Source organism: Pseudomonas sp. 9AZ (genome assembly GCF_902506525.1).
In the GTDB taxonomy this organism is placed as follows: Bacteria; Pseudomonadota; Gammaproteobacteria; order Pseudomonadales; family Pseudomonadaceae; genus Aquipseudomonas; species Aquipseudomonas peli.
The window spans coordinates 2,742,305-2,762,456 of sequence record NZ_LR733840.1; the positions used below are offsets into that span (position 1 = coordinate 2,742,305).

Genomic DNA, 20,152 nt, shown 5'->3' on the forward strand with positions numbered 1-20,152 from the left:
AATTGCAACTTGGCCACAGTGACGTGCATGAACAAACCCGCTAAAGCTCCCAGCATTCTGGAACTGTACCCCGAGGAAACCCGCGATGCTGCGGCGCTTCTGAAGAAGGCGGTACCGCTCATGATGCGCCATGACATCCCTCCCAACCCCGTGCATTACGCCCTCTGGTACACCTACAGCAAAGGCCTGGAACCTGAGCTCAATCGTCGCCTGGAAAAAACCGTCGCCGACTTTGACAGTTTCCCGCCTGAAACCGCAGCCAAGCTGTTCCGCGACTACATCATCAATGGTGAGCTCGAAGAGGCGCGTGCCGGCCAACAGCAGGTCATCGAACTGGTCGACGACATCGAAGGGAATGTATCGCGCAGCATCATCGGCAGCCGCAATTATCAAATCAGTCTCGAGCACGGCCTAGCCGCCCTGCATGAGCCAGTCATTGATGACCTGCCGAATGTTTTGAATGAACTGCAGCAGAGCACGCAGTTAATGCAGGACCAGCAAGACAAATTCCTCTACCGCCTAAATGCCGCTCAGCAAGAGATCAAGAGCCTGCGCAGCCAGCTTGAACGCGCGCATATCGCCGCGACACTGGACAGCCTGACTCAGGTTTTCAACCGCAACGCCTTTAGTAAACTGCTGGAACAGACACTGAGTACAGAACACGACGGTGTCGCACTGGTTATGCTCGATATCGATCACTTCAAGCAGTTCAACGACCAATACGGTCACCCCCTGGGTGATCGCGTCCTTCAGCACGTTGGGCAGTTGTTGCGCGATCTGCTTCCCGCTCGTGCCATCGCAGCACGTTACGGCGGCGAAGAATTCTGCATCATCCTTCGCGATTGTTTTGATAACGCCACGGCCTATGCCTTTGCCGAACAATTACGCCTGAAGATCCAGTCTTTACGCATCAAAGTGCGCCGCACAGATGAAGTACTCGACAGCATTACCGCGTCTTTCGGCTTCGCCCTTGCCGAACGCGGTGACACATTGGAAACCTTGCTCACACGTGCCGATGACGCGCTTTATCAAGCCAAGCGTGATGGCCGCAACCAGATAAGCCCCATACCGAGTGAAACAGCGCTTAGTGCTTGATTGAGAACCCCACCTCTTTGCTGTTAAATACGTGCCGTGCTGCTGACCTGCATCCATAGGTCAGCACATAGGCTGGTACCACGCGCTTTTACTACTCCCCTTGCAATGCCCAATACGCGCAGCCAGCCATTTCTGCTGACTCTTTGAATTAAGCGAGCCCATTGAACATGTTGAAAATTGTCCACCTTCTGACGGGCGCCCTCGCCCTGCTGCTTTCTTTTGCTCCCCACTTTGGCGACACGCCCCAACCACTCCTGGAACAACCCAGCGCACTGTGCCTTGCTCTGTTTGGCTTGCTGAACCTTCTGCTTGCCCCACAACTGCCTATCTGGCATGCCGGTCTGCGCCACCAAGCGCAAAACCTGGTTTCCGCATTGCTGGTACTCGGCACGCTGCTGCAAGCCTTGATTCTGCTCGCCCCACTGCCAGTCATTGCCAACCAACCGGCCAGCCTGTTTAGCCTACTTATTATCGCTGCCGCCGTAGCCGTTCACCTGGCGGCCAACTTGCGCCTTAAATCGCGCAACACCTCAAGCTCGCAAGATCTGGGCGACCGCGAAACAGGTACCGTTAAGTGGTTCAACACCTCGAAGGGTTTCGGCTTTATCTCGCGTGACTCGGGCGACGACATTTTCGTGCACTTTCGGGCCATCCGCGGTGAAGGCCACCGTGTACTGGTCGAAGGCCAGCGAGTTGAGTTTGCCGTAATGCAACGTGACAAAGGCTTACAAGCCGAAGATGTCATCGCCGCACTGCCCGCACGGCGCTAAATGCCACAACGCAAAAGGCCCGCTCATTGCGGGCCTTTTGCGTTTATGGACAATCAATAATGGGGCGGCGGCGCATCATCCTCAGTCATCCCGAACTGCGAACTCACTTCATCCTGACGCTTGATCAACGCAGCCACCTGCAGCTGCAAGCGCTCCAGAAGCCGCTGTTGCGCCACCAGCGCATCATTGAGCGCCTGAATAGTGTCGTCCTGAAAGGCCAACCGGCTTTGCAAGTCGTTAATGCGTTCGTCTATGTCCACCAGTCAGCTCTCAGCAAAACAAAAATTCCCGGTCAAAACCAGGCGTAAACGGGCTTTCAATACGGCCAATTGCTCAGGCGTGTATGGCTGCGCTTGATGCTTACCCCAAACAGGCGCTGGCCAAGCAGCATCCTCGCGACGCCGAACGATGACATGCATATGCAGCTGACTCACCACATTGCCCAAGGTCGCGACATTCATTTTGTCCGCCGCAAAACAATCCTTGAGTACTTCGGCAAGGCCGTTGGTTTCCTGCCATAGCTGCAGCTGGTCAGCGCCATCCAGCTGGAACAACTCACTGACGTCTTCACGACGTGGCACCAGGATAAACCAGGGGTACTGCGCATCATTCATCAGCAGCAGGCTGCATAACGGGTAATCCCCGACCCAGACTGTATCTTGCTGCAAACGTGAATCCAGAACGAACATAACCATCCACCTATTAGAAAACCCACTGACTCAGTATTGAACGCATTCGAATCCAGTACACAGCGATACTTGGTCAGCCACCTAACTGCCGCCCAGGCAGTAAGTATGGGCCGAGCAGGATACGCCGAAGCTGGAAACGTGGCACCCGCGAACAGGCTACCCCGGCGCACCAATAGACAGCACACCCCAATACCACCCCCAGCAAGCGCACCAAAACTGTTCCCTTCGGTAATCCTCACAGAACAGCCTCCTGCCGCACCACAAGCGCAAGACAGCAAGCAATTGAAAACAGAACAGAAGCAACCCATAAAAACGCCTACAAGCCACATAAAAAACAGACGGAACCGCTAAAAAACCTCACGTAAACCGATGGAACCACCGAAAACCTTGATGTGAAAGATCGAATCGGTGATAAAAATTCAGATTTTAGGGTTTTGTGCACGACTATTGCTAAGCAAACTGTGACGAATCGACCTGCACCGTTTGGCAGCCCACGCGACCAACAGGCAGGCGTAAAAATCCGTCAGCGTTGACTGTGATCACGCCAAGTTCATCTACAAAAATGCGACATGACTCATAAGCTTTTGCGACACAGCCGTGAAGAAATCGTAATGAATAGATTGCAACTATCGCCAACATTGGCAGCGTGCTATAAGTTACCGCCGACACAAAAAGAAAGAGTCGTCCATATAACAACCAGCCGGACGGCGCAACTTTTCTAAACCAAAGGAGCAATCACGATGCAAGTGATGAAGTGGAGCGTAATCGCCCTCGCAGTAGCAGCGGGCACCACCCAAATGGCAGTGGCTTCCAGCCAGTCCGAATCCAAGGGCTTTATTGAAGACAGCACATTCAATATCTTCAATCGTATGCTCTATCTGAACCGTGATTTCAAGAACGGCGCAGACAGCAGCACTGACGATTACAACGCCAAAGAAAACGGTTATATCGAAGAAACCGGCCTGGGCATCCGCCTGATGTATGAGTCTGGTTTCACCCAAGGCACCGTCGGTGTTGGTTTTGATGCCCACTCCCTGAGTAGCATCAAACTCGATAGCGGTCGCGGTCGTACTGGCACTGGCCAGTTTGCTAACGATAGCGATGGCCGTGGCGAAGACACTCAGAGCGAAGTTGGTGGTGCAATCAAATTCCGCGTATCCGATACCGTTTTGAAATACGGCAATCAGATCGTAGCCAGCCCAGTATTTTCCACTGATGATGCTCGTATCCTGCCTGAAGTTGCTACTGGCACCTACTTGGTAAGCAATGAGATCGAAGGTCTAGAACTGAGCGCTGGTCGCTTCACCGCGATTAGCCGCCAGACTGCAACCGGCCGTGATGGTCGCGAGCTGAGCGAAGCAAACATAATTGGCGCAAGCTACAGCTTCACTGAAAACTTCAGTGGCGCCATTCATGCCTCCGATATCGAAGATGAATTCAAGAAACAATATGTCAACTTGAACTACAATCTTCCGCTGGCGGAATCCCAAGCACTGAACTTTGACTTCAATGCTTATCGCACACAAGATACTGGCAGCAACCCGGACGAAATTGACAACAAAATCTGGAGTCTGGCAGCAGCCTACTCCTTGGGTGCTCACAAATTCACCCTGGCCCACCAGCGCTCTTCCGGCGACACTGCCTATCAATATGGCATCGACGGCGGTGGCACCATCTGGCTGGCTAACTCCATTCAGATTTCTGACTTTGACCGCAAGGACGAGCGCTCCTGGCAGGCTCGTTACGATCTGGACATGGCTACCTACGGCGTACCTGGCCTGAGCTTTATGGCCCGCTACGTTACTGGTGATAACATCGACCACGGTGTTGGCGTTGAAGAAGGCGAAGAAAACGAGTTCAACTTCGAAAGCAAATACGTGATTCAGGAAGGTGCTGCAAAAGACCTTTCCTTCCGTTTGCGCAGTGCGATCTATCGCGCCAACACCGCGCAGAATGAAAACTATAGCTCCGACCTTAACGATGTTCGCCTGATCGTTGAATACCCACTGAGCGTTCTGTAACTCAGACCGTTTAGCAGGTAAAGAAAGCCCGACCCAGGTCGGGCTTTTTCTTGCCTGCTAAAAACTTACAGTGGCAACGCGTAAGTCCCCGTCACATGCGCCACCAGCTCATCTTCATTACCCAGCGAATACACAGACACTTCGCAAACAGCCTGGCGACGGCTCAATCTCAATATCCGCGCCTCCGCCAATAGATCAACTGGCTTGGGCTTAACCAGAAAGTTGATATTCAAATTCGAGGTCACCGCCATTTCCACCCGACCGAGACTGCCCAGCACCACTGCATACATCGCCGCATCTGCCAGGGCCATGATGGTCGGCCCGGACAAGGTGCCACCGGGGCGAATCAGCTTGCTGTGAAATGGCACTCGGGCGAGCGCCCCATCGCCGTCCAGCCGATCAATACACAAGTTGATGTCTTCCGCCATCGGCAACCCCGCCCGAATCAGCGCCTGCACCTGTTCCGCCGTCAAAATCGACACACTCCCCTCCTTTTATAAGCACACACCAGCATCCTGTACGCATCTGTATAGGCACCGTACAATGCGGGCCATTCAAAATCTCTTGCAACCGACAGAACAGCCAAATATGCGTACCAGCCAGTTCCTGCTCTCGACCCTGAAAGAAACCCCATCCGATGCCGTGGTGATCAGCCATCAGCTGATGCTGCGTGCCGGCATGATCCGCAAGTTGGCTTCCGGCCTGTACACCTGGTTGCCCATGGGCCTGCGCGTGCTGCGCAAGGTTGAGAAAGTTGTCCGCGAAGAAATGAATGCCGCTGGCGCCCTGGAAGTGCTGATGCCCGGCATTCAGCCTGCAGAGCTGTGGCAGGAATCCGGTCGCTGGGAGCAGTACGGCCCAGAACTGCTGCGTATGAAAGATCGTCACGGCCGCGATTTCTGCGCCGGCCCGACCCATGAAGAAGTGATCACCGATCTGGCGCGCAACGAGCTGAACAGCTACAAGCAGTTGCCGATCAATCTGTATCAGATCCAGACCAAGTTCCGCGACGAAATCCGTCCGCGCTTCGGCTTGATGCGTGGTCGCGAATTCATCATGAAGGATGCCTACTCCTTCCACGTTGACCAGGCTTCGCTGCAGGAAACCTATGACCGCATGCACCAGGCCTACTGCAATGTATTTACCCGCCTGGGCCTGAACTTCCGCCCCGTGCAGGCTGATACCGGCTCGATCGGTGGTACTGGCTCCCACGAGTTCCACGTACTGGCCGACTCCGGCGAAGATGATATCGCCTTCAGCGACAGCTCCGACTACGCCGCCAACATCGAGAAGGCCGAAGCGGTTCCGCGCGAGAGCAGTCGCGGTGCGGCATCTGAAACCATGCGCATGGTTGAAACACCGGACACCAAGACCATTGACGCACTGGTACAAGGCTTTGGCCTGGCCATCGAGAAAACCATCAAGACCCTGATGGTGCACGGAGCAAAGAAAGGCACCCTTGTTGCCTTGATCGTGCGCGGCGACCACGAACTCAACGAAATCAAGGCCGCCAACCTGGAGCTGGTTGCCAGCCCATTGGTTTTCGCCAACGAAGCCGAAATTCGCGCAGCCATCGGCGCCGGCCCTGGCTCGCTAGGCCCGGTCAACCTACCAATCCCGTGCATCATCGACCGCTCGGTTGCCCTGATGAGCGACTTCGCTTCTGGCGCTAACATCGATGACAAACACTATTTCGGCGTCAACTGGGAGCGCGACCTGCCGCTGCCAGAGGTTGCTGACCTGCGTAACGTGCTGGTCGGAGACCCGAGTCCGGATGGCAAAGGCACCCTGGAAATCAAGCGCGGCATCGAAGTCGGGCATATCTTCCAGTTAGGCACCAAGTACAGCGAAGCGCTGAATTGCCAGGTGCTCGGCGAAAACGGCAAGCCGGTCACGCTGACCATGGGCTGCTATGGCATCGGCGTTTCCCGCGTAGTGGCGGCCGCTATCGAGCAAAACAATGATGACCGCGGCATTCTCTGGAATGACGCCCTCGCGCCTTTCCATATCGCCCTAGTGCCGCTGCGTTACGAAACTGATGCCGTGCGCGAAGCCACCGACAAGCTGTATGCCGAGCTTACAGCTGCCGGTTTCGAGGTACTGCTTGATGACCGTGACAAAAAGACCAGCCCGGGCATCAAATTCGCAGATATGGAACTGATCGGTATCCCGCATCGCATCGTAGTCAGCGATCGCGGCCTGGCCGAAGGCAACTTGGAGTACAAGAGCCGTAAGGAAACCGAAGCCCAGGCGGTGCCTGTCGCCGATATCCTGAGCTTTATCCAGGCCCGCATCAGCCACTGATCTCAGCCCCTTTAGCAAGAGTCGTCATGTTCAAGCGAAACACCCTCAGCCTCATCGCCACCCTTGTGGGTGGCTGTCTGCTACTCAGCGGTTGCGCCAACCAGTTGCCGCAACGTAGCGAGCATGAGGAGCGCGTCGAGCGCAAATTGCTCGATCACAGCCTGCAGATTGATGTCGGTGAACCACGTGTATTGGAGCTGCCACAGCGCCGAGTACGCGTGCATGAGCAGAAAACCTTTGAGGTCACAGCGTTTGACGTGACACGTCGCTATGACCGCTACACCCCCTATCAGCCCTGGCGTGAGCTGTATGAAGTGCCATTGGGAGCACTGGCGGTCGTTGGCGGCATCGGTGCCAATGCGCTCAATGTGGTATTGCTCGGCAGCCTGCCGGATACCGTCACCAAGGATTGGATCAGCTATGGCTTTGCCGGGCTCAATCCGGCAATGAACGTTGAATCCAACGGTCGCTCGCAGCAGAACCTCGCCAGCCTTGAAGAGCACCGTCAAGATGCACGCCTGGAGTATTCCAGCCTGCCATGGGCCGAGCGCCCTGTGCGCATTAAAGCCGGCGAACAGATCCATGAACTGCTCACCGACCGTAACGGCATCCTGCGCCTGAACCTGCTCGACAGCCCGTTTGCCGAAGAGGATGTAACGCGTGTCAGCACTCTGCTGCTGACGGTTGAAGATGATCAGGGCTCAGCGCGTGCTGATGCCTCCCTGTTAGTCAGCCGCACCTTGCGCGGCAAGCTTCAAGAAGCCCACGAGCTGATTTACAACGATCTTGAAGGCGACGATGTGGCTCAGTGGGTACACCGGGTTAAACGTCTTTCCGAGCTGGGGCTTGAGGAAGAAGCCAGTGAACTGGAGCAGAGCCTGATCGAGCTGACGCGCAACGATCCGGAACTGCAGAAAATCTTCCTGCAGGCCCTAACCAAAGACGCCGGCCGCCTGGTTGCCGACCCTGGCAACGACTGACACATTCATGCGGCAGCGCCTGATCTGCGCCGTACTTACCCTGCTGCTCTGCGGTGCAGCGTATGCCGACGTGCGTCAGGCGCCTGAGCCAGAACTGCGCGCGCTGCTGCAACAGACCGTGGCCCAGGCGGACAGCTTTCAGGATCGTTTCGAGGCCGAAGTCTGGCTGCTGGATATGTCCACACGCCTGCGCCGCTATATTCCGGATGCTGAGGAGCGCCTGAGCCTGCTGCGGCTCGTGCATCGTGAAGCCAGCAAGGCGGGCTTACGTCCTGATTTAGTGATTGCACTGATTCATGCCGAAAGCCATTTCGACCGTTTCGCCATCTCATCCGTTGGTGCTCAAGGCATGATGCAAGTGATGCCTTTTTGGAAAGCCGAACTGGGCCGGCCGCAAGATAACCTCACTGACACGGCCACTAACCTGCGCTATGGCTGCACCATCCTCAGCTTCTATCTGCGCAAGGAAAACGGCGATCTGAACCGGGCGCTGGCACGCTACAACGGCAGCCTGGGCAAGCACACCTACTCCGCCAAGGTGGTCGGTTTCTGGCACGACTTCTGGTACGTCAAACCCTGAGCTTATTTAGCGGCGTACGATAAATCCGGCGACCCCCTGTAACGCATGGTTCTGCAGTTCCAACTGGGTTACGTCGGCAGCCTCGGGCCCCCGCTCTAACCAACTTGCCAGCTCAGCCACAGCAGCCTCATCGCCTTCAAACAGTACTTCGACCCGACCATCGACCACGTTACGTACCCAGCCGTCCAGACCCAGACGCTCAGCGTGTTTTGCAGTCGCGTGACGAAAACCGACACCCTGTACGCCACCGCTGACGTAACCATGCTTGCAAATGCGCGCCACGACTTAGCCCTCCGCCTTGAGTGCAGCCAAGCGAGCCGTTAAACCAATCGCCGTCTGTTCACCCAGTAAGCGCTCACGCATGCGCCCCTGATCGTCAACGATGTACGTCACCGGCAGCACTTCTGCACGCGGCAACTGATAGCGCTCGGCCGGGTCCTGCGCCAACACCGTAAACGTAATGCCCATGTCTTGCGCGGCCTTACTGAGTTTCTCGCCCTGCAACGCGTCGAAATTCACCCCAAGCACTTGCACAGACTGTTCCTTGAGTTGTTTTTCCAAGGCATTGAGTTCAGGAATCTCGGTACGGCAAGGCGCACACCACTGCGCCCAGTAATTAATCACTAACCACTGGCCTTCCAGGCGCTCAACCGCTACCTTTCGTCCATATTGATCGACGCCAATGTCTTCAGCGCAGCCGGCCAGAATCAGACCTATGCCTAGAACCGCAACAGCACGAATGATCGCCTGGAAATGCATTGCCATGCATTCGCTCCCTGATTCAATAAGGTTGATATGACGTTAGATGCCTTGCGCCTGGAAGTGCCAGACATCCTCGAAACCGAGGTCGCGCCACTGGCCGATCTCAACGAGCAACTGGCTCAGGCTCGCTTACAACCCGCAGAACTGGCCTTGCAGCAGGCACTAAGCCTGCTCTTCAAGCTCAACCGCAGCGCCATGACCTTACTCGAAAGGCAGCGCGCACTGCAAAGCTTCAGCGACCAGTACCGGCATTACAGCAAGGCCTATCAAGGCGAGAATCCCCCCACGGCATTATTCGTACACCTGTGCAGTGAATTGGCCATCGGTTTCAAACGCCTGCTCCTACAAATCCTGCAAGGCCGCCAGCCCTCACGTCCGCACCTGGCCTGGTGCTTGTATATGGCCCAGCACTTTCTCGCACAAAGCCTGCTGCGCCACTACCAGCTGTATCAGGAGCCACCGCCCAGCCTATGGCGCGACAGCCACCTGCTGTACTGGATCGGCGAACATCAAAATTGCCTGGATGAGCCAGTGGCGGCAGCGTTTACACCGCAACCGGCAAACACCATGCGTGGCATTTACCAGCAGATGCTGCTGCTCGCTCTGAGCAACCCGTTTCACCTTGCCGATGGCGAATGTGCGCTGCTGTTCGGCGCCCTATCGCCGCTGGCCGAACTCGCGCGCTTGCTGCCCTGGGATGAGGACGATGAGATCGAAGGGCCGACCATCGATCTGACCGAGGCGCAGCCCTGCCTGAGTTATGCACAAACGCCAGAAGGCAGTGTCGACTATCTACGTCGCTTCGAACTGGGCGCCTTGTTAGTGGCGCTGCATGAGCCAGCGCCATTGCAAAGCAAAGCGGAACGCCAACTGCTCGAGCGTGTGCAACAGCATTGGTTCGGGCGCCAGCAACGTCGGCATACCCGTGCCGACCATAGCTCTGAATGCAGCCTGGTGGTTGGTTTACCGGCTATTCATGCGCAGCTACTTGAACAACGGCCTTTGCGCACCAGCGCACAAATGCTTGATGCCAGCGCGGGCGGCGCACGTTTGCTGTGCAATGCCGATCAGGCCGCGCAGCTGTCGGTTGGCCAACTGGTGCTGCTGATCACCGGCAGTGATACGCCCACCCTGGCCCTGGTGCGATGGCGCCATCTCAACAGCGAAGGACTGCACCTAGGCCTGCGCTACCTTAAAGGCTTGCCGCGCTCGGTCTGGTTACGCCGCGCACCCAGTGCCCAGACCCACCCCGGCGTCCTACAGAGCACACCAGCACCAGGCAACGGCTGGCACCATGGGTTATGGCTGCCTAATGGACAGTTTGTTGAAGGGGAAAATGTCTGGCTGCAACTGGCCAGCGCCCACAACCAGGCGATCCTGCCATTGCCGCCCGCCAATCTGGTTACCGCATCAGTCACCCGCTACCCAATGCAGCTGGCATAGACACTGGTACCAACACGCTAAAAGTGCGAGAAAGGTCACGCCGAACGTCGGCAGAGCGCACAGTTTCATCGGATGGCCCGCGCTTATACTTGCTCGCACTTACGCTTGCTGCGATCCGTTATTAGCCTGGAACACACCATGACCCAAGCCCTCGATAAGTTGGTCGGCCCCGTGCCATCTGCCATCGTCAACCTCGCACGCTTACAGGTCACTCCATACGAAGGGCGCGTCGCTGAGTTCAACGTAGCCGCCTGGCTGCACCTGCCAGGGCTGGCCAACCTGCCCGTATCCCTGTTGATCAGCTACCGCGATGGCACCACTCGCCGCGAAGTGATGGTCGACCATGGCAACGTCAACCAGCACAGCAAAATTCTGCTATCCAGCGTGGCTCGCCTGCCTGTGAAGCAGAAGATTGAAGAGATGCAGGTGCGCCTGCGCTCTGCCGTACCAGCGACCAGCCTGGTGGTTGAGGAGTTGTTTGTACAAGCCGTCGAATTGCCCCAAACCGATAGCCGCCAAGCACTCGCCTGATCGCACTCAGCGATACACAAACCCCGCGCACCGACGCGGGGTTTTGCATTTAGCGCGAGAGCATTCCTGCCGACCCGCAAGTGGCATCGGAATCTGTCTGGACTGGGGTTTCAGGTGAGCTCAAGACGATTGAAGGCTCAGGTGGGCTGGAATTGACCAACGACTGCGGCCAGCTGCTGAAGCGCAGGCCAGTAATGCGATTGAGGCGCTCAAGGGCCTCTTGCGGGTCACGCTGATACAGATGAATCACTTTGCCGTTAGTGGCTGTCATAACGCCTTCACACTCCGCCAATCCCTGCCCTGCTGGCAACCTGATAGCTATCTGCAGGACAGATAGCCAGAAGCGTGCCAGCTTCCCTTTAACCGCGTTTGGCGACCTTCATGGTCACCAGAGCCATCATGCGCCACCAGTTCAGCGCCGCAAACTGACGTTTTACGTCATGTTGCAGCATCAGCCTCAACCTGCAACCACGTCGCCAGGTCCTCACCAAATAGCGCCGTTTGCTCTTCCTGCAACTTCATCAAGCCATTGCGCAGCGCTGGATACCAGGCTTCATCAAGCTGTTCGGGTAGATTCTCAACCCTAGGCAACGGCCAAGGACTGTGGCTGAGCAGTTGTTGCAGCGAATAGTGGCCAAGATCGCGGCTCAATACCCAGGAACCGGAACCGGTCGGGGCAATCAGTTTCTGCTGCTCGAGAAACACCAAAATCTCTTCCCATTCATGTTCCGCCAACGACCAGCCCTGACGCTGCACGTCCAGCAAGCGCACTTTCAAACCCGACTGCTGACGCTCATAGAACACCCGCAAGACTCCAAGCGCCATCAACAAGCGTGGTATTGCGCGCTTGCGCCATTGCTGGGAGAACCCCAGGTTGCAGACTAATTCAGCGCCAAACAGCACAATCAACCAGGACAGATAGATCCACAACAGAAACAGCGGCACCGTGGCAAATGCCCCGTAGATCAGCTGATAACCGGGAAACAGGCGCACATACAGGCCGAATAGCATCTTCGCCACTTCGAACAACACCGCTGCAAACAAGCCCCCCAGCAACGCATGGCGAACTGGTACCTGTGCATTCGGCACCGTCGCATAGAGCAAGGTGAATGCGGCCACACTGAATACCAGCGGCATGAATTTCAGCAGGGCCTGCGCCCCAAGCAAAGCATCCGGACCCGAGATCAGCGACAGTGACGTGAAGTAGGTGCTGATGGCAAAGCCACCGCCCAACAGCAGCGGGCCCAGGCTGAGGATCGCCCAGTACAGCAAAAAGCTCGACACACCCCGGCGCGGCTGACGCACACGCCAGATGGTGTTGAAGGTTTTCTCGATCGTCACCAGCATCCAGAACGCCGTCGCAGCCAATACTGCTACACCAATCCAGGTCAACTGGCGCGCCTGGGTAGTGAAGTCACGCAGGTATTGCTGCAGGGTCTCGCCAGCTGAGGGCACAAAATTTTGGAAGATAAAGCTCTGAATCTGCTCGCCGGTATCCTGAAACGCCGGAATAGCCGAGAGCATGGAAAAGGTCACCGTCATCATCGGCACCACCGCAAACAGGGTGGTGTAGGTCAAGGCCGCCGCATTGCTGGTGCCTTGGTCGGCGATAAAGCGCTGCAACAGAAAACGCCAGAACTCCAACAGGTTGTTAACACGCTGCAGCATGCCCTCTCCTTAGCCATTTGCATCCCGACAACCTGACTCACAAGCGCAGGCGGGAATGCTGTAAGCGGTTAGAATAGCCGCCATCGAAGGTAATCGGCGACCCGAACATGACCGCTATGACGCTCTACCATAACCCGCGCTGCTCGAAATCGCGCAGTGCATTGCAATTACTGGAAGACCGCGGGCTCAGCCCAACCATCGTGCGCTACCTGGAAACACCGCTGAGCGCCGACCAGCTGCAGGCACTGTTGAATAAGCTCGGCATCCGCGCACGGCAGCTGCTGCGCACGGGTGAAGATGAGTACAAGGCTCTCGGCCTGAGCGACCCGCAACTGACTGACACACAGCTGATCGCGGCCATGGCCAGCCAGCCCAAACTTATTGAACGCCCCATTCTGGTCGTCGGAGACAAAGCCGTCATCGGTCGCCCACCTGAAAATGTTCTGGAGATTCTACCGTGAGCACACCCTATATCCTGGTGCTGTACTACAGCCGCCATGGCGCCACTGCTGAAATGGCCCGCCAGATTGCACGCGGCGTAGAAATGGGTGGCCTCGAAGCGCGTCTACGCACCGTGCCTGCAGTCTCCAGCGAATGCGAAGCAGTGGCCGCGGATATCCCGGCAGAAGGCGCCTTGTACGCCAGCCTGGATGACCTAAAGAACTGCGCCGGCTTGGCACTCGGCAGCCCGACCCGTTTCGGCAATATGGCCGCGCCGCTCAAGTACTTCCTCGATGGCACCAGCGGCCTGTGGCTGACCGGCGGCCTAGTCGGCAAACCCGCCGGCGTATTCACCTCCACCGCCAGCCTGCACGGCGGCCAGGAAACCACCCTGCTGTCGATGCTGCTGCCGCTGCTGCACCACGGCATGCTGATTACGGGCCTGCCGTACAGCGAATCTGCACTACTGGAAACCCGTGGCGGCGGCACGCCCTATGGCGCCAGCCACCACGCCGGCGCCGATGGCAAACGGGCCCTCGATGAACATGAAACTGCCCTGTGCCGCGCTCTCGGCCAGCGCCTGGCGCAAACTGCTGCAAAACTGGAGAGTGCCCGTGGCTAAAACCGCAAAACCGCTGCCGCCCCTGGAGTGGCTAGAGCCGCGCCTGAACATCAGCCGCATCGCCAGCTTACTAAGCTTTTTCGGCCTGGCGGCCGCGTTACTGGTATGGAACCTATGGTTCGCCAATGTTCCTGGAAAACTTCTCTGGGTGATCCTTGGCGTACAGCTCGCCCCGCTGCTGTTACTTGCCCCTGGCCTGATCCTCGGCAACGCCCGCGCCCACGCCTGGGCGTGCTTTGTGGTGAATCTGTATTTTATTCAAGGCGTTCTCGCGGCCTTCGATCCCAGCAAGGCGGTTTACGGCTGGTTACTGACAGGGCTGAGCTTCAGCCTGTTTTGCGCCGCGCTGATGTTTACCCGCTGGCGTTTTCAGTACGAGCGCAAGTTGGCTGGGGAAAATTAGGGAGGACAATGCTGAGCCTTGCTGCACGCAGGCTCAGCCTGCAATAGCGAGCGAGTTACCAGCCGAGGGTTTCTTTCAGAAAAGGGATGGTTAGCTTGCGCTGGGCCTGCAAAGACGCTTGATCCAGACGTTCAAGCAAATCGAACAAAGCACTCATGCTGCGCTCACCGCGGGTCAGGATAAAACGCCCGACCTCATCACTGAGGTGCAGCCCACGACGCGACGCGCGCAGTTGCAAGGCGCGCAGCTTGTCCTCGTCGGACAAGGACTGCAACTGAAACACCAGCGCCAGGGTCAGGCGTGATTGGAGGTCAGCCAGCTGCACCGGTAACTCGCGCGGTGAAGTGCTGGCGCCCAGCAACAGACGCCGACCGCTGTCGCGTAGACGATTGAACAGGTGAAACAGCGCTTCTTCCCAGTCGCTGCGCCCGGCCACCGCATCCAGATCATCCAGACAGACCAGTTCGCACTGCTCCAGATTGTCCAGTAGCGCCGGGCCGTACTCGACCACCTCAGCCAGCGGCAGATAAACCGCCGGCTCGCCGCGCTGTTCAAAGCGCAAACACGCCGCCTGCAACAAGTGGCTACGCCCTACACCCTCGCCGCCCCAAAGATAAATCAGGCTTTCCGTCCAGCCAGCATCCGCTTCACACAAACGCTCGACATAGCCCAACGCCGCAGCATTGGCTCCAGGGTAGTAATTGGCGAAAGTGGCATCATCACGTAGACGCACACCTAAAGGCAGTTGTATGGGTGTCATGCTGGGTTGGGCGGCTCGTCGGAACCGTTGGCTGGCTCACCGTAAAGATCGGAAAGTTTATAGAAATCATGCAGATGACGCACTAACACCATGATCACCGCAGCCACAGGCAAAGCCAGAAGGATGCCGGTAAAGCCGAACAGTTGGCCGCCAGCCATGATCGCGAAGATCACGGCAACCGGGTGCAAACCGATACGATCACCCACCAGCATCGGTGTCAGTAGCATGCCTTCGAGCATTTGCCCGACGATAAAGACTGCAGCGATGGCCACCAGTGGGTAAGGGTCCATGCCGAACTGAAACAGGCCGGCCGTCAATGCCGCACCGATGCCGACCACCACGCCCAAATACGGCACGATGCTGGCAAGGCCTGCCAGTACGCCGATCAGTAGTCCGAGTTCCAGGCCAATCACCATCAGTCCGGTGGCATACATCACACCCAGCGCCAGCATCACCAGCAATTGACCGCGCAGGAAAGCGCCGAGCACTTCGTGGCATTCGCCGAACAGCTGCACAACCAGGCCTTCACGACCGCGCGGCAGCAAGCTGCGCAGCTTGGCGACCATCAGGTCCCAATCGCGCATCAGGTAGAAGCTCACTACCGGAATCAGCACGAGATTGGCCAGCCAAGCCAGCAGCGCCAGGCCTGAAGAGGTGGCCGTGGACAGCAGCATGCCGACGATATCGGTGGTTTTACCCAACTGCCCGGACAACGCGGTTTTCAGTTGATCAAAACGCCAGAAGCCTTCACTCAGCCCCAACTTGAGTTGAACCCATGGCAGGGCCTGATTCTGTGCCCAGTCGAGCATCTCCGGGATCAACTCGTACAAGCGCACCAGCTGCTTGCCCAGCATGGGCACCAATACCAGCAGCAGGATGGCCATGATCAGGGTGATCAACGCAAAGACCACCACCACGCCCCAAGTCCGCGAGAGTTTCCAGCGCTCCAGGCGGTCGACCAGCGGGTCGCCCATATAGGCCAGCAGGACGCCGATCAGAAACGGCGAGAGAATCGGCGCCAGCAGGTACAACAGGCCGCACAGCAGCAGCGCCCCGACTATCCATATCCAACGGTGCGAATCGATCATGCCCAGCGCTCCATATGCCAACGTTTTATCCAGAAATACTCAAACCGCAAGGCCCGTTACATAAGAAAACCGCAGCTCGATAGCTGCGGTTTTCAAATCAGGGACAGGGTAATTGCCGCAGTCTACCAGCGAAACCTCAGTACATTCTCAGGCGCTACCACTGCGGAAGCGGGCTCAGCCGCAGTAGCCGGCGGCGTAATTGACTGGCTGGCGTCAACCACTGGTGCTTCTGCCGGCACTTCCTGCAAGCGCGCCAGGCCCAGTTGCGCACGCAACTGCTCGGGATTGGCATTGACGGCAAAGGTCAGTGTATCGCCCTGCACCTTGCGAAGTTGCGCCGCGAACGGCTCAAGAATGCGCTGCAGCTCGGCATAACGCGCCAGGTCAACGCCCTGCACTTCCACGGTCAGACCACTGGCCGCGCCGGCGGCGACGATAAAGCGTGGTGCCAGACGTTGGTTGACCGCCAACAGAATGGCATCGGCCAACACGGCTTGATCGGCACCCTGCACAGTGCCCTGCTCCCGCTCATCGCCCAGCCACAGGCGCCACTCAGCCTGCCATGTGCCGTTTGCTTCGCGTGCCACAACGGCCAGCAAAGCATCGGTGGCGTAGCGTTCGGAGGCTTCACGTAGGGCAGCCGGATCATTGGCCGTGAGGTTTTCTGGCACCGCCACCAGTTGTTCGGCCAAGTCAGCCAACGGCAAGCGCAGCGGTAGACCACGGTGCTGTGCGGCCTGATTAAGTGATGCGGCAGCAGCTTGGCCATCACCGAGCAGGCGACTGCCATCACTGGCATCGCTCAACCACCACAGCAGAATGCTCGGACGATTGGCGCCCCACAGCGCCAGGCCCGCCTGACGCAGGCTGCGGTCGGTGCTCAGTGGGTCAAAATCGACCAACAGTTTGTCGCCTTCATAGCCGTATTGACTGACGATCTGTTGCGGATCCTTGCGCAGCGCCGCCAGCGCCGGGTTCTGCGCCGCATCGGCTTTGCCGGTCAGGCGCACCACGAGGGTATCCAGCGCGCGGCTCAGTGCGGCAGCACGCTCTTCCGGTTGCTGACTGCTGACCGCTTCGCGGACTTGGTACAGATCACTTACCGGCGCGGCAAACGCCGGCAGGCCAGACAGCGACAAACAGACTAGAAGCAGGCGAGCGGTCAAACGCATGGATGAATTCTCGACAGACGGAAAGTGGCGCGCAGGCCAGGTTTAACAACAGTTGTGACCAACCCACGCCACATAAGGAAGGCCGCGGTGGCTCAAGAGTGCGAGTTTAGGTGCTGTTAAGGCGCATTCCAAAGCCCTTTTCAGCCGCAGATAGCCAACAACAGCCAGATTTCGAGCTTAAACAGCCGCCCCAACAGCCGCAACCTTAGCGGGTGGCCGCTGCCGGGTAAGCCTGATAAAATCGCGCGCCTTCGCAGACCGCCGCCATAAGCGGTGGTGCCAATCCGAATTTCCCCTAAAGGCCTGGATCTATGAGCAAGCAACCCTCCATCAGCTACAAGGACGCAGGTGTAGATATCGACGCAGGCGAAGCCCTGGTCGAACGCATCAAAGGCGTTGCCAAGCGCACCGCGCGTCCGGAAGTCATGGGTGGACTGGGTGGCTTCGGCGCCCTGTGCGAGATCCCGGCGGGCTACAAGCAACCGGTGCTGGTTTCCGGCACTGACGGCGTCGGCACCAAGCTGCGCCTGGCGCTGAACCTGAACAAGCACGACAGCATCGGCCAGGACCTGGTCGCCATGTGCGTGAACGACCTGGTGGTATGTGGCGCCGAGCCGCTGTTCTTCCTCGACTACTACGCCACCGGCAAGCTCAATGTCGATGTCGCAGCCACCGTGGTCACCGGCATTGGCGCAGGCTGCGAGTTGGCCGGTTGTTCGCTGGTTGGCGGTGAAACCGCTGAAATGCCGGGCATGTACGAAGGCGAAGACTACGACCTGGCCGGTTTCTGCGTCGGCGTGGTGGAAAAAGCCGAAATCATCGACGGCTCGAAAGTCGCCGCTGGTGACGCACTGATCGCCCTGCCGTCCTCCGGCCCGCATTCCAACGGCTACTCGCTGATCCGCAAGATCATCGAAGTATCGGGCACTGAAATCGAAACCACCCAAGTCGACGGCAAGCCGCTGACCGACCTGCTGATGGCGCCGACCCGCATCTATGTCAAACCGCTGCTCAAACTGATCAAGGACACTGGCGCAGTCAAAGCCATGGCCCATATCACCGGTGGTGGTCTGCTCGACAACATCCCGCGCGTGCTGCCGAAAGGCGCACAAGCCGTGGTCGACGTCGCCAGCTGGACTCGCCCGGCGGTATTCGACTGGCTACAGGAAAAAGGCAACGTCGATGAGCACGAGATGCATCGCGTACTCAACTGCGGCGTCGGCATGGTTATCTGCGTGGCGCAGGATCAAATCGACATCACCCTGCAAACCCTTACCGCTGCTGGCGAGCAGCCTTGGGTGATCGGCCAGATCGGTGAAGCCGCCGAAGGTGCCGCCCAGGTCGTATTGAACAACCTGAAACAGCACTGATGTCGGCACCGATGCCAACAGACTGTAATGTGGTGGTGCTGATCTCCGGCTCCGGCAGCAACCTGCAAGCGCTGATCGACAGCATCGCCCATGACGGCAATCCGGCGCGCATCGCCGCGGTGATTTCCAACCGCGCCGATGCCTACGGCCTGGAACGCGCAAAACAGGCTGGCATTGCCACTGCCGTACTCGACCACAAGCAATTCGACGGCCGCGAAGCCTTCGATGCCGCGCTGGTCGAGGCCATTGATGCCTTTGATCCGCAGCTGGTGGTGTTAGCCGGTTTTATGCGCATCCTGACGCCCGGCTTCGTTCGTCACTACGCGGGTCGCCTGCTGAATATCCACCCTTCGCTGCTGCCGAAATACAAAGGCCTGCACACCCACCAGCGGGCGCTGGACGCAGGTGACAGCGAGCATGGCTGCAGCGTGCACTTCGTCAGCGAGGAACTCGATGGCGGACCACTGGTCGTACAGGCAGTGGTACCGGTACAGTCGGATGACTCGCCCACCAGCCTGGCGCAGCGTGTGCACGAGCAGGAACATGTGATTTACCCGCTGGCCGTGCGCTGGTTTGCCGAAGGCCGTTTGCAGCTGGCCGCGCAGGGGGCGATGTTGGACGAGCAACTGTTACCGAGCACTGGACAGCTAATTCGAACGTAATCAAGGAGACACCATGGGTCGCGCCTTACTGTTCGCACTGACACTTTTGAGCCTGCCGGCACTGGCCGTCGAGCTGAAACCCTTCTCCGCCAGCTACACCGCCGACTGGAAGCAACTGCCCGTCAGCGGCAGCGCCGAACGCAGCCTTGAAGCGCTGGATAACGGCGTATGGAAGCTGAACTTCGAAGCTTCCATGCTGGTCGCCAGCCTGACCGAACAAAGCACCCTGCGCGTGGATAAAGAAGTCTTCCTGCCGCAGACTTACCTGTATGAACGCAACGGCCTGGGCAAGGGCAAGAAGATCGAGCACGACTTCGACTGGAGCGCCAAACAGGTCATCGGCAGTGATCGCGACACCCCGGTGCGCCTGCCACTGAACCGCGGCCTGCTGGACAAGTCGACCTACCAACTGGCCCTGCAATATGACGTGGCCGCCGGCACCAAGAGCATGAGCTACCAGGTGGTCGATGGCGACGAAGTGGAAACCTACGATTTCCGCGTGCTGGGTGAAGAAACCGTGCGTACCAAAGCTGGCCTGATCGACGCCATCAAGGTAGAACGCGTGCGTGACCCGACACAAAGCAGCCGCAAGACCATCCTCTGGTTTGCCAAGGACTGGGAGTTCCTGCTGGTACGCCTGCATCAGGTTGAGAAAGACGGCAAGGAATACCAGATCATGCTCAAGGAAGGCACCGTCGACGGCAAAGCCGTTGAAGGCCGCCAGGACTGAGTTAGTCCGATGAAAAAAGCCGAGCTAAGTGCTCGGCTTTTTTGTGGGTGGGTGTCTGTAG

The 20,152-nt window shown here is 57.9% G+C and carries 24 protein-coding genes and 1 pseudogene; 15 read left to right on the forward strand and 10 right to left on the reverse strand.

The window, feature by feature from the left end; all coding sequences use genetic code 11:
• Nucleotides 1-27: 27 nt before the first annotated feature.
• The 3 genes and pseudogenes from ALTER154_RS12730 to ALTER154_RS21040 all read left to right on the forward strand — a co-directional run bounded on the left by ALTER154_RS12730 (nt 28) and on the right by ALTER154_RS21040 (nt 1,865).
• Nucleotides 28-1,095: a GGDEF domain-containing protein gene (locus tag ALTER154_RS12730; protein ID WP_160087546.1), complete on the forward strand. Its 1,068-nt coding sequence runs from the start codon at nt 28-30 to the stop codon at nt 1,093-1,095.
• A gap of 167 nt (nt 1,096-1,262) precedes the next feature.
• Nucleotides 1,263-1,583: pseudogene (locus tag ALTER154_RS21130) on the forward strand (cold shock domain-containing protein membrane protein); the annotation flags it as partial.
• A gap of 57 nt (nt 1,584-1,640) precedes the next feature.
• On the forward strand, nt 1,641-1,865 hold the full coding sequence (locus tag ALTER154_RS21040) for a cold-shock protein (RefSeq protein ID WP_169852850.1): 225 nt from the start codon (nt 1,641-1,643) through the stop codon (nt 1,863-1,865).
• Between the two features lie 53 nt (nt 1,866-1,918).
• On the opposite strand, the gene ALTER154_RS12740 is transcribed toward ALTER154_RS21040, so the two are convergent.
• Nucleotides 1,919-2,125: a SlyX family protein gene (locus ALTER154_RS12740; protein WP_160087550.1), complete on the reverse strand. Its 207-nt coding sequence runs from the start codon at nt 2,123-2,125 to the stop codon at nt 1,919-1,921.
• A gap of 3 nt (nt 2,126-2,128) precedes the next feature.
• Nucleotides 2,129-2,554, reverse strand: coding sequence for an HIT domain-containing protein (locus ALTER154_RS12745; RefSeq protein ID WP_160087552.1), 426 nt, complete (start codon nt 2,552-2,554; stop codon nt 2,129-2,131).
• A gap of 740 nt (nt 2,555-3,294) precedes the next feature.
• Between ALTER154_RS12745 and ALTER154_RS12750 the strand changes: the two genes are divergently transcribed.
• Nucleotides 3,295-4,575: an OprD family porin gene (locus tag ALTER154_RS12750; RefSeq protein WP_160087555.1), complete on the forward strand. Its 1,281-nt coding sequence runs from the start codon at nt 3,295-3,297 to the stop codon at nt 4,573-4,575.
• A 65-nt stretch (nt 4,576-4,640) separates the two neighbouring features.
• On the opposite strand, the gene ALTER154_RS12755 is transcribed toward ALTER154_RS12750, so the two are convergent.
• Nucleotides 4,641-5,048, reverse strand: coding sequence for a PaaI family thioesterase (locus tag ALTER154_RS12755; protein ID WP_160090116.1), 408 nt, complete (start codon nt 5,046-5,048; stop codon nt 4,641-4,643).
• Nucleotides 5,049-5,163: 115 nt separating this feature from the next.
• Here ALTER154_RS12755 and ALTER154_RS12760 point away from each other — a divergent pair, with 115 nt between their 5' ends.
• From ALTER154_RS12760 to ALTER154_RS12770, 3 genes are read left to right on the forward strand one after another with little or no spacing between them, the layout of a single operon-like run.
• Nucleotides 5,164-6,879, forward strand: coding sequence for a proline--tRNA ligase (locus ALTER154_RS12760; RefSeq protein ID WP_160087557.1), 1,716 nt, complete (start codon nt 5,164-5,166; stop codon nt 6,877-6,879).
• A gap of 26 nt (nt 6,880-6,905) precedes the next feature.
• Nucleotides 6,906-7,859 (forward strand): hypothetical protein, encoded by a 954-nt coding sequence (locus ALTER154_RS12765; protein ID WP_160087559.1) that lies wholly within the window; start codon nt 6,906-6,908, stop codon nt 7,857-7,859.
• Between the two features lie 7 nt (nt 7,860-7,866).
• A complete protein-coding gene (locus ALTER154_RS12770) occupies nt 7,867-8,439 on the forward strand; it encodes a transglycosylase SLT domain-containing protein (protein WP_160087561.1) in 573 nt (190 codons plus the stop codon).
• Nucleotides 8,440-8,445: 6 nt separating this feature from the next.
• Here the strand turns inward: ALTER154_RS12770 and ALTER154_RS12775 are convergent, their stop codons facing one another.
• The gene (locus ALTER154_RS12775) at nt 8,446-8,721 is read right to left on the reverse strand and encodes an acylphosphatase (protein ID WP_160087563.1); all 276 of its coding nucleotides are present in this window, start codon (nt 8,719-8,721) and stop codon (nt 8,446-8,448) included.
• Nucleotides 8,722-8,724: 3 nt separating this feature from the next.
• Complete coding sequence (locus ALTER154_RS12780) at nt 8,725-9,204, reverse strand: TlpA disulfide reductase family protein (RefSeq protein ID WP_160087565.1); 480 nt, start codon at nt 9,202-9,204, stop codon at nt 8,725-8,727.
• A gap of 30 nt (nt 9,205-9,234) precedes the next feature.
• On the opposite strand from ALTER154_RS12780, the gene ALTER154_RS12785 reads away from it, so the two are divergent.
• Nucleotides 9,235-10,644 carry a PilZ domain-containing protein gene (locus ALTER154_RS12785; protein WP_160087567.1) on the forward strand — a complete coding sequence of 470 codons (1,410 nt, stop codon included), beginning with the start codon at nt 9,235-9,237 and terminating at the stop codon, nt 10,642-10,644.
• A gap of 138 nt (nt 10,645-10,782) precedes the next feature.
• Nucleotides 10,783-11,175 (forward strand): hypothetical protein, encoded by a 393-nt coding sequence (locus ALTER154_RS12790; RefSeq protein ID WP_160087569.1) that lies wholly within the window; start codon nt 10,783-10,785, stop codon nt 11,173-11,175.
• Nucleotides 11,176-11,224: 49 nt separating this feature from the next.
• On the opposite strand, the gene ALTER154_RS21305 is transcribed toward ALTER154_RS12790, so the two are convergent.
• Entirely contained in the window at nt 11,225-11,446 is a 222-nt protein-coding gene (locus ALTER154_RS21305) for a hypothetical protein (RefSeq protein ID WP_372239928.1), read from the reverse strand.
• Between the two features lie 167 nt (nt 11,447-11,613).
• Nucleotides 11,614-12,843 (reverse strand): virulence factor BrkB family protein, encoded by a 1,230-nt coding sequence (locus ALTER154_RS12795; protein WP_160087571.1) that lies wholly within the window; start codon nt 12,841-12,843, stop codon nt 11,614-11,616.
• Nucleotides 12,844-12,950: 107 nt separating this feature from the next.
• Between ALTER154_RS12795 and arsC the strand changes: the two genes are divergently transcribed.
• Genes arsC through ALTER154_RS12810 form a run of 3 tightly spaced genes read left to right on the forward strand, consistent with a single transcriptional unit; the run spans nt 12,951 to nt 14,309 of the window.
• Complete coding sequence (arsC, locus tag ALTER154_RS12800) at nt 12,951-13,304, forward strand: arsenate reductase (glutaredoxin) (RefSeq protein WP_160087573.1); 354 nt, start codon at nt 12,951-12,953, stop codon at nt 13,302-13,304.
• Nucleotides 13,301-13,906, forward strand: coding sequence for an NAD(P)H:quinone oxidoreductase (gene wrbA, locus ALTER154_RS12805; RefSeq protein WP_160087575.1), 606 nt, complete (start codon nt 13,301-13,303; stop codon nt 13,904-13,906). The genes arsC and wrbA overlap by 4 nt, the downstream gene beginning before the upstream one ends.
• Complete coding sequence (locus ALTER154_RS12810) at nt 13,899-14,309, forward strand: DUF2069 domain-containing protein (RefSeq protein WP_160087577.1); 411 nt, start codon at nt 13,899-13,901, stop codon at nt 14,307-14,309. The genes wrbA and ALTER154_RS12810 overlap by 8 nt, the downstream gene beginning before the upstream one ends.
• A 55-nt stretch (nt 14,310-14,364) precedes the next feature.
• On the opposite strand, the gene hda is transcribed toward ALTER154_RS12810, so the two are convergent.
• The 3 genes from hda to ALTER154_RS12825 all read right to left on the reverse strand — a co-directional run bounded on the left by hda (nt 14,365) and on the right by ALTER154_RS12825 (nt 17,329).
• Nucleotides 14,365-15,069, reverse strand: coding sequence for a DnaA regulatory inactivator Hda (gene hda / locus ALTER154_RS12815; protein WP_090252546.1), 705 nt, complete (start codon nt 15,067-15,069; stop codon nt 14,365-14,367).
• A complete protein-coding gene (locus tag ALTER154_RS12820; RefSeq protein ID WP_160087579.1) occupies nt 15,066-16,157 on the reverse strand; it encodes an AI-2E family transporter in 1,092 nt (363 codons plus the stop codon). Before ALTER154_RS12820 ends, hda begins: the two co-directional genes overlap by 4 nt.
• A 122-nt stretch (nt 16,158-16,279) precedes the next feature.
• Entirely contained in the window at nt 16,280-17,329 is a 1,050-nt protein-coding gene (locus tag ALTER154_RS12825; protein ID WP_160087581.1) for a DUF2066 domain-containing protein, read from the reverse strand.
• A 311-nt stretch (nt 17,330-17,640) separates the two neighbouring features.
• Between ALTER154_RS12825 and purM the strand changes: the two genes are divergently transcribed.
• From purM to ALTER154_RS12840, 3 genes are read left to right on the forward strand one after another with little or no spacing between them, the layout of a single operon-like run.
• Nucleotides 17,641-18,699: a phosphoribosylformylglycinamidine cyclo-ligase gene (gene purM, locus ALTER154_RS12830; RefSeq protein WP_160087583.1), complete on the forward strand. Its 1,059-nt coding sequence runs from the start codon at nt 17,641-17,643 to the stop codon at nt 18,697-18,699.
• Between the two features lie 11 nt (nt 18,700-18,710).
• Nucleotides 18,711-19,361, forward strand: coding sequence for a phosphoribosylglycinamide formyltransferase (gene purN / locus ALTER154_RS12835; RefSeq protein ID WP_160087585.1), 651 nt, complete (start codon nt 18,711-18,713; stop codon nt 19,359-19,361).
• A 13-nt stretch (nt 19,362-19,374) separates the two neighbouring features.
• Entirely contained in the window at nt 19,375-20,091 is a 717-nt protein-coding gene (locus ALTER154_RS12840; RefSeq protein ID WP_160087587.1) for a DUF3108 domain-containing protein, read from the forward strand.
• Nucleotides 20,092-20,152: the final 61 nt, after the last annotated feature.

Bases quoted from the DNA above. Each gene is read 5' to 3' on its own strand.
- ALTER154_RS12770 (WP_160087561.1), top strand. From the start codon at position 7,867: ATGCGGCAGCGCCTGATCTGCGCCGTACTTACCCTGCTGCTCTGCGGT.
- purM (WP_160087583.1), top strand. From the start codon at position 17,641: ATGAGCAAGCAACCCTCCATCAGCTACAAGGACGCAGGTGTAGATATC.
- ALTER154_RS12785 (WP_160087567.1), top strand. From the start codon at position 9,235: ATGACGTTAGATGCCTTGCGCCTGGAAGTGCCAGACATCCTCGAAACC.
- ALTER154_RS12790 (WP_160087569.1), top strand. From the start codon at position 10,783: ATGACCCAAGCCCTCGATAAGTTGGTCGGCCCCGTGCCATCTGCCATC.
- ALTER154_RS12765 (WP_160087559.1), top strand. From the start codon at position 6,906: ATGTTCAAGCGAAACACCCTCAGCCTCATCGCCACCCTTGTGGGTGGC.
- ALTER154_RS12825 (WP_160087581.1), bottom strand. From the start codon at position 17,329: ATGCGTTTGACCGCTCGCCTGCTTCTAGTCTGTTTGTCGCTGTCTGGC.
- ALTER154_RS12745 (WP_160087552.1), bottom strand. From the start codon at position 2,554: ATGTTCGTTCTGGATTCACGTTTGCAGCAAGATACAGTCTGGGTCGGG.
- ALTER154_RS12780 (WP_160087565.1), bottom strand. From the start codon at position 9,204: ATGGCAATGCATTTCCAGGCGATCATTCGTGCTGTTGCGGTTCTAGGC.
- ALTER154_RS12760 (WP_160087557.1), top strand. From the start codon at position 5,164: ATGCGTACCAGCCAGTTCCTGCTCTCGACCCTGAAAGAAACCCCATCC.
- arsC (WP_160087573.1), top strand. From the start codon at position 12,951: ATGACCGCTATGACGCTCTACCATAACCCGCGCTGCTCGAAATCGCGC.
- ALTER154_RS12820 (WP_160087579.1), bottom strand. From the start codon at position 16,157: ATGATCGATTCGCACCGTTGGATATGGATAGTCGGGGCGCTGCTGCTG.
- ALTER154_RS12750 (WP_160087555.1), top strand. From the start codon at position 3,295: ATGCAAGTGATGAAGTGGAGCGTAATCGCCCTCGCAGTAGCAGCGGGC.
- hda (WP_090252546.1), bottom strand. From the start codon at position 15,069: ATGACACCCATACAACTGCCTTTAGGTGTGCGTCTACGTGATGATGCC.
- ALTER154_RS21305 (WP_372239928.1), bottom strand. From the start codon at position 11,446: ATGACAGCCACTAACGGCAAAGTGATTCATCTGTATCAGCGTGACCCG.
- ALTER154_RS12840 (WP_160087587.1), top strand. From the start codon at position 19,375: ATGGGTCGCGCCTTACTGTTCGCACTGACACTTTTGAGCCTGCCGGCA.
- purN (WP_160087585.1), top strand. From the start codon at position 18,711: ATGCCAACAGACTGTAATGTGGTGGTGCTGATCTCCGGCTCCGGCAGC.
- ALTER154_RS12730 (WP_160087546.1), top strand. From the start codon at position 28: ATGAACAAACCCGCTAAAGCTCCCAGCATTCTGGAACTGTACCCCGAG.
- ALTER154_RS12795 (WP_160087571.1), bottom strand. From the start codon at position 12,843: ATGCTGCAGCGTGTTAACAACCTGTTGGAGTTCTGGCGTTTTCTGTTG.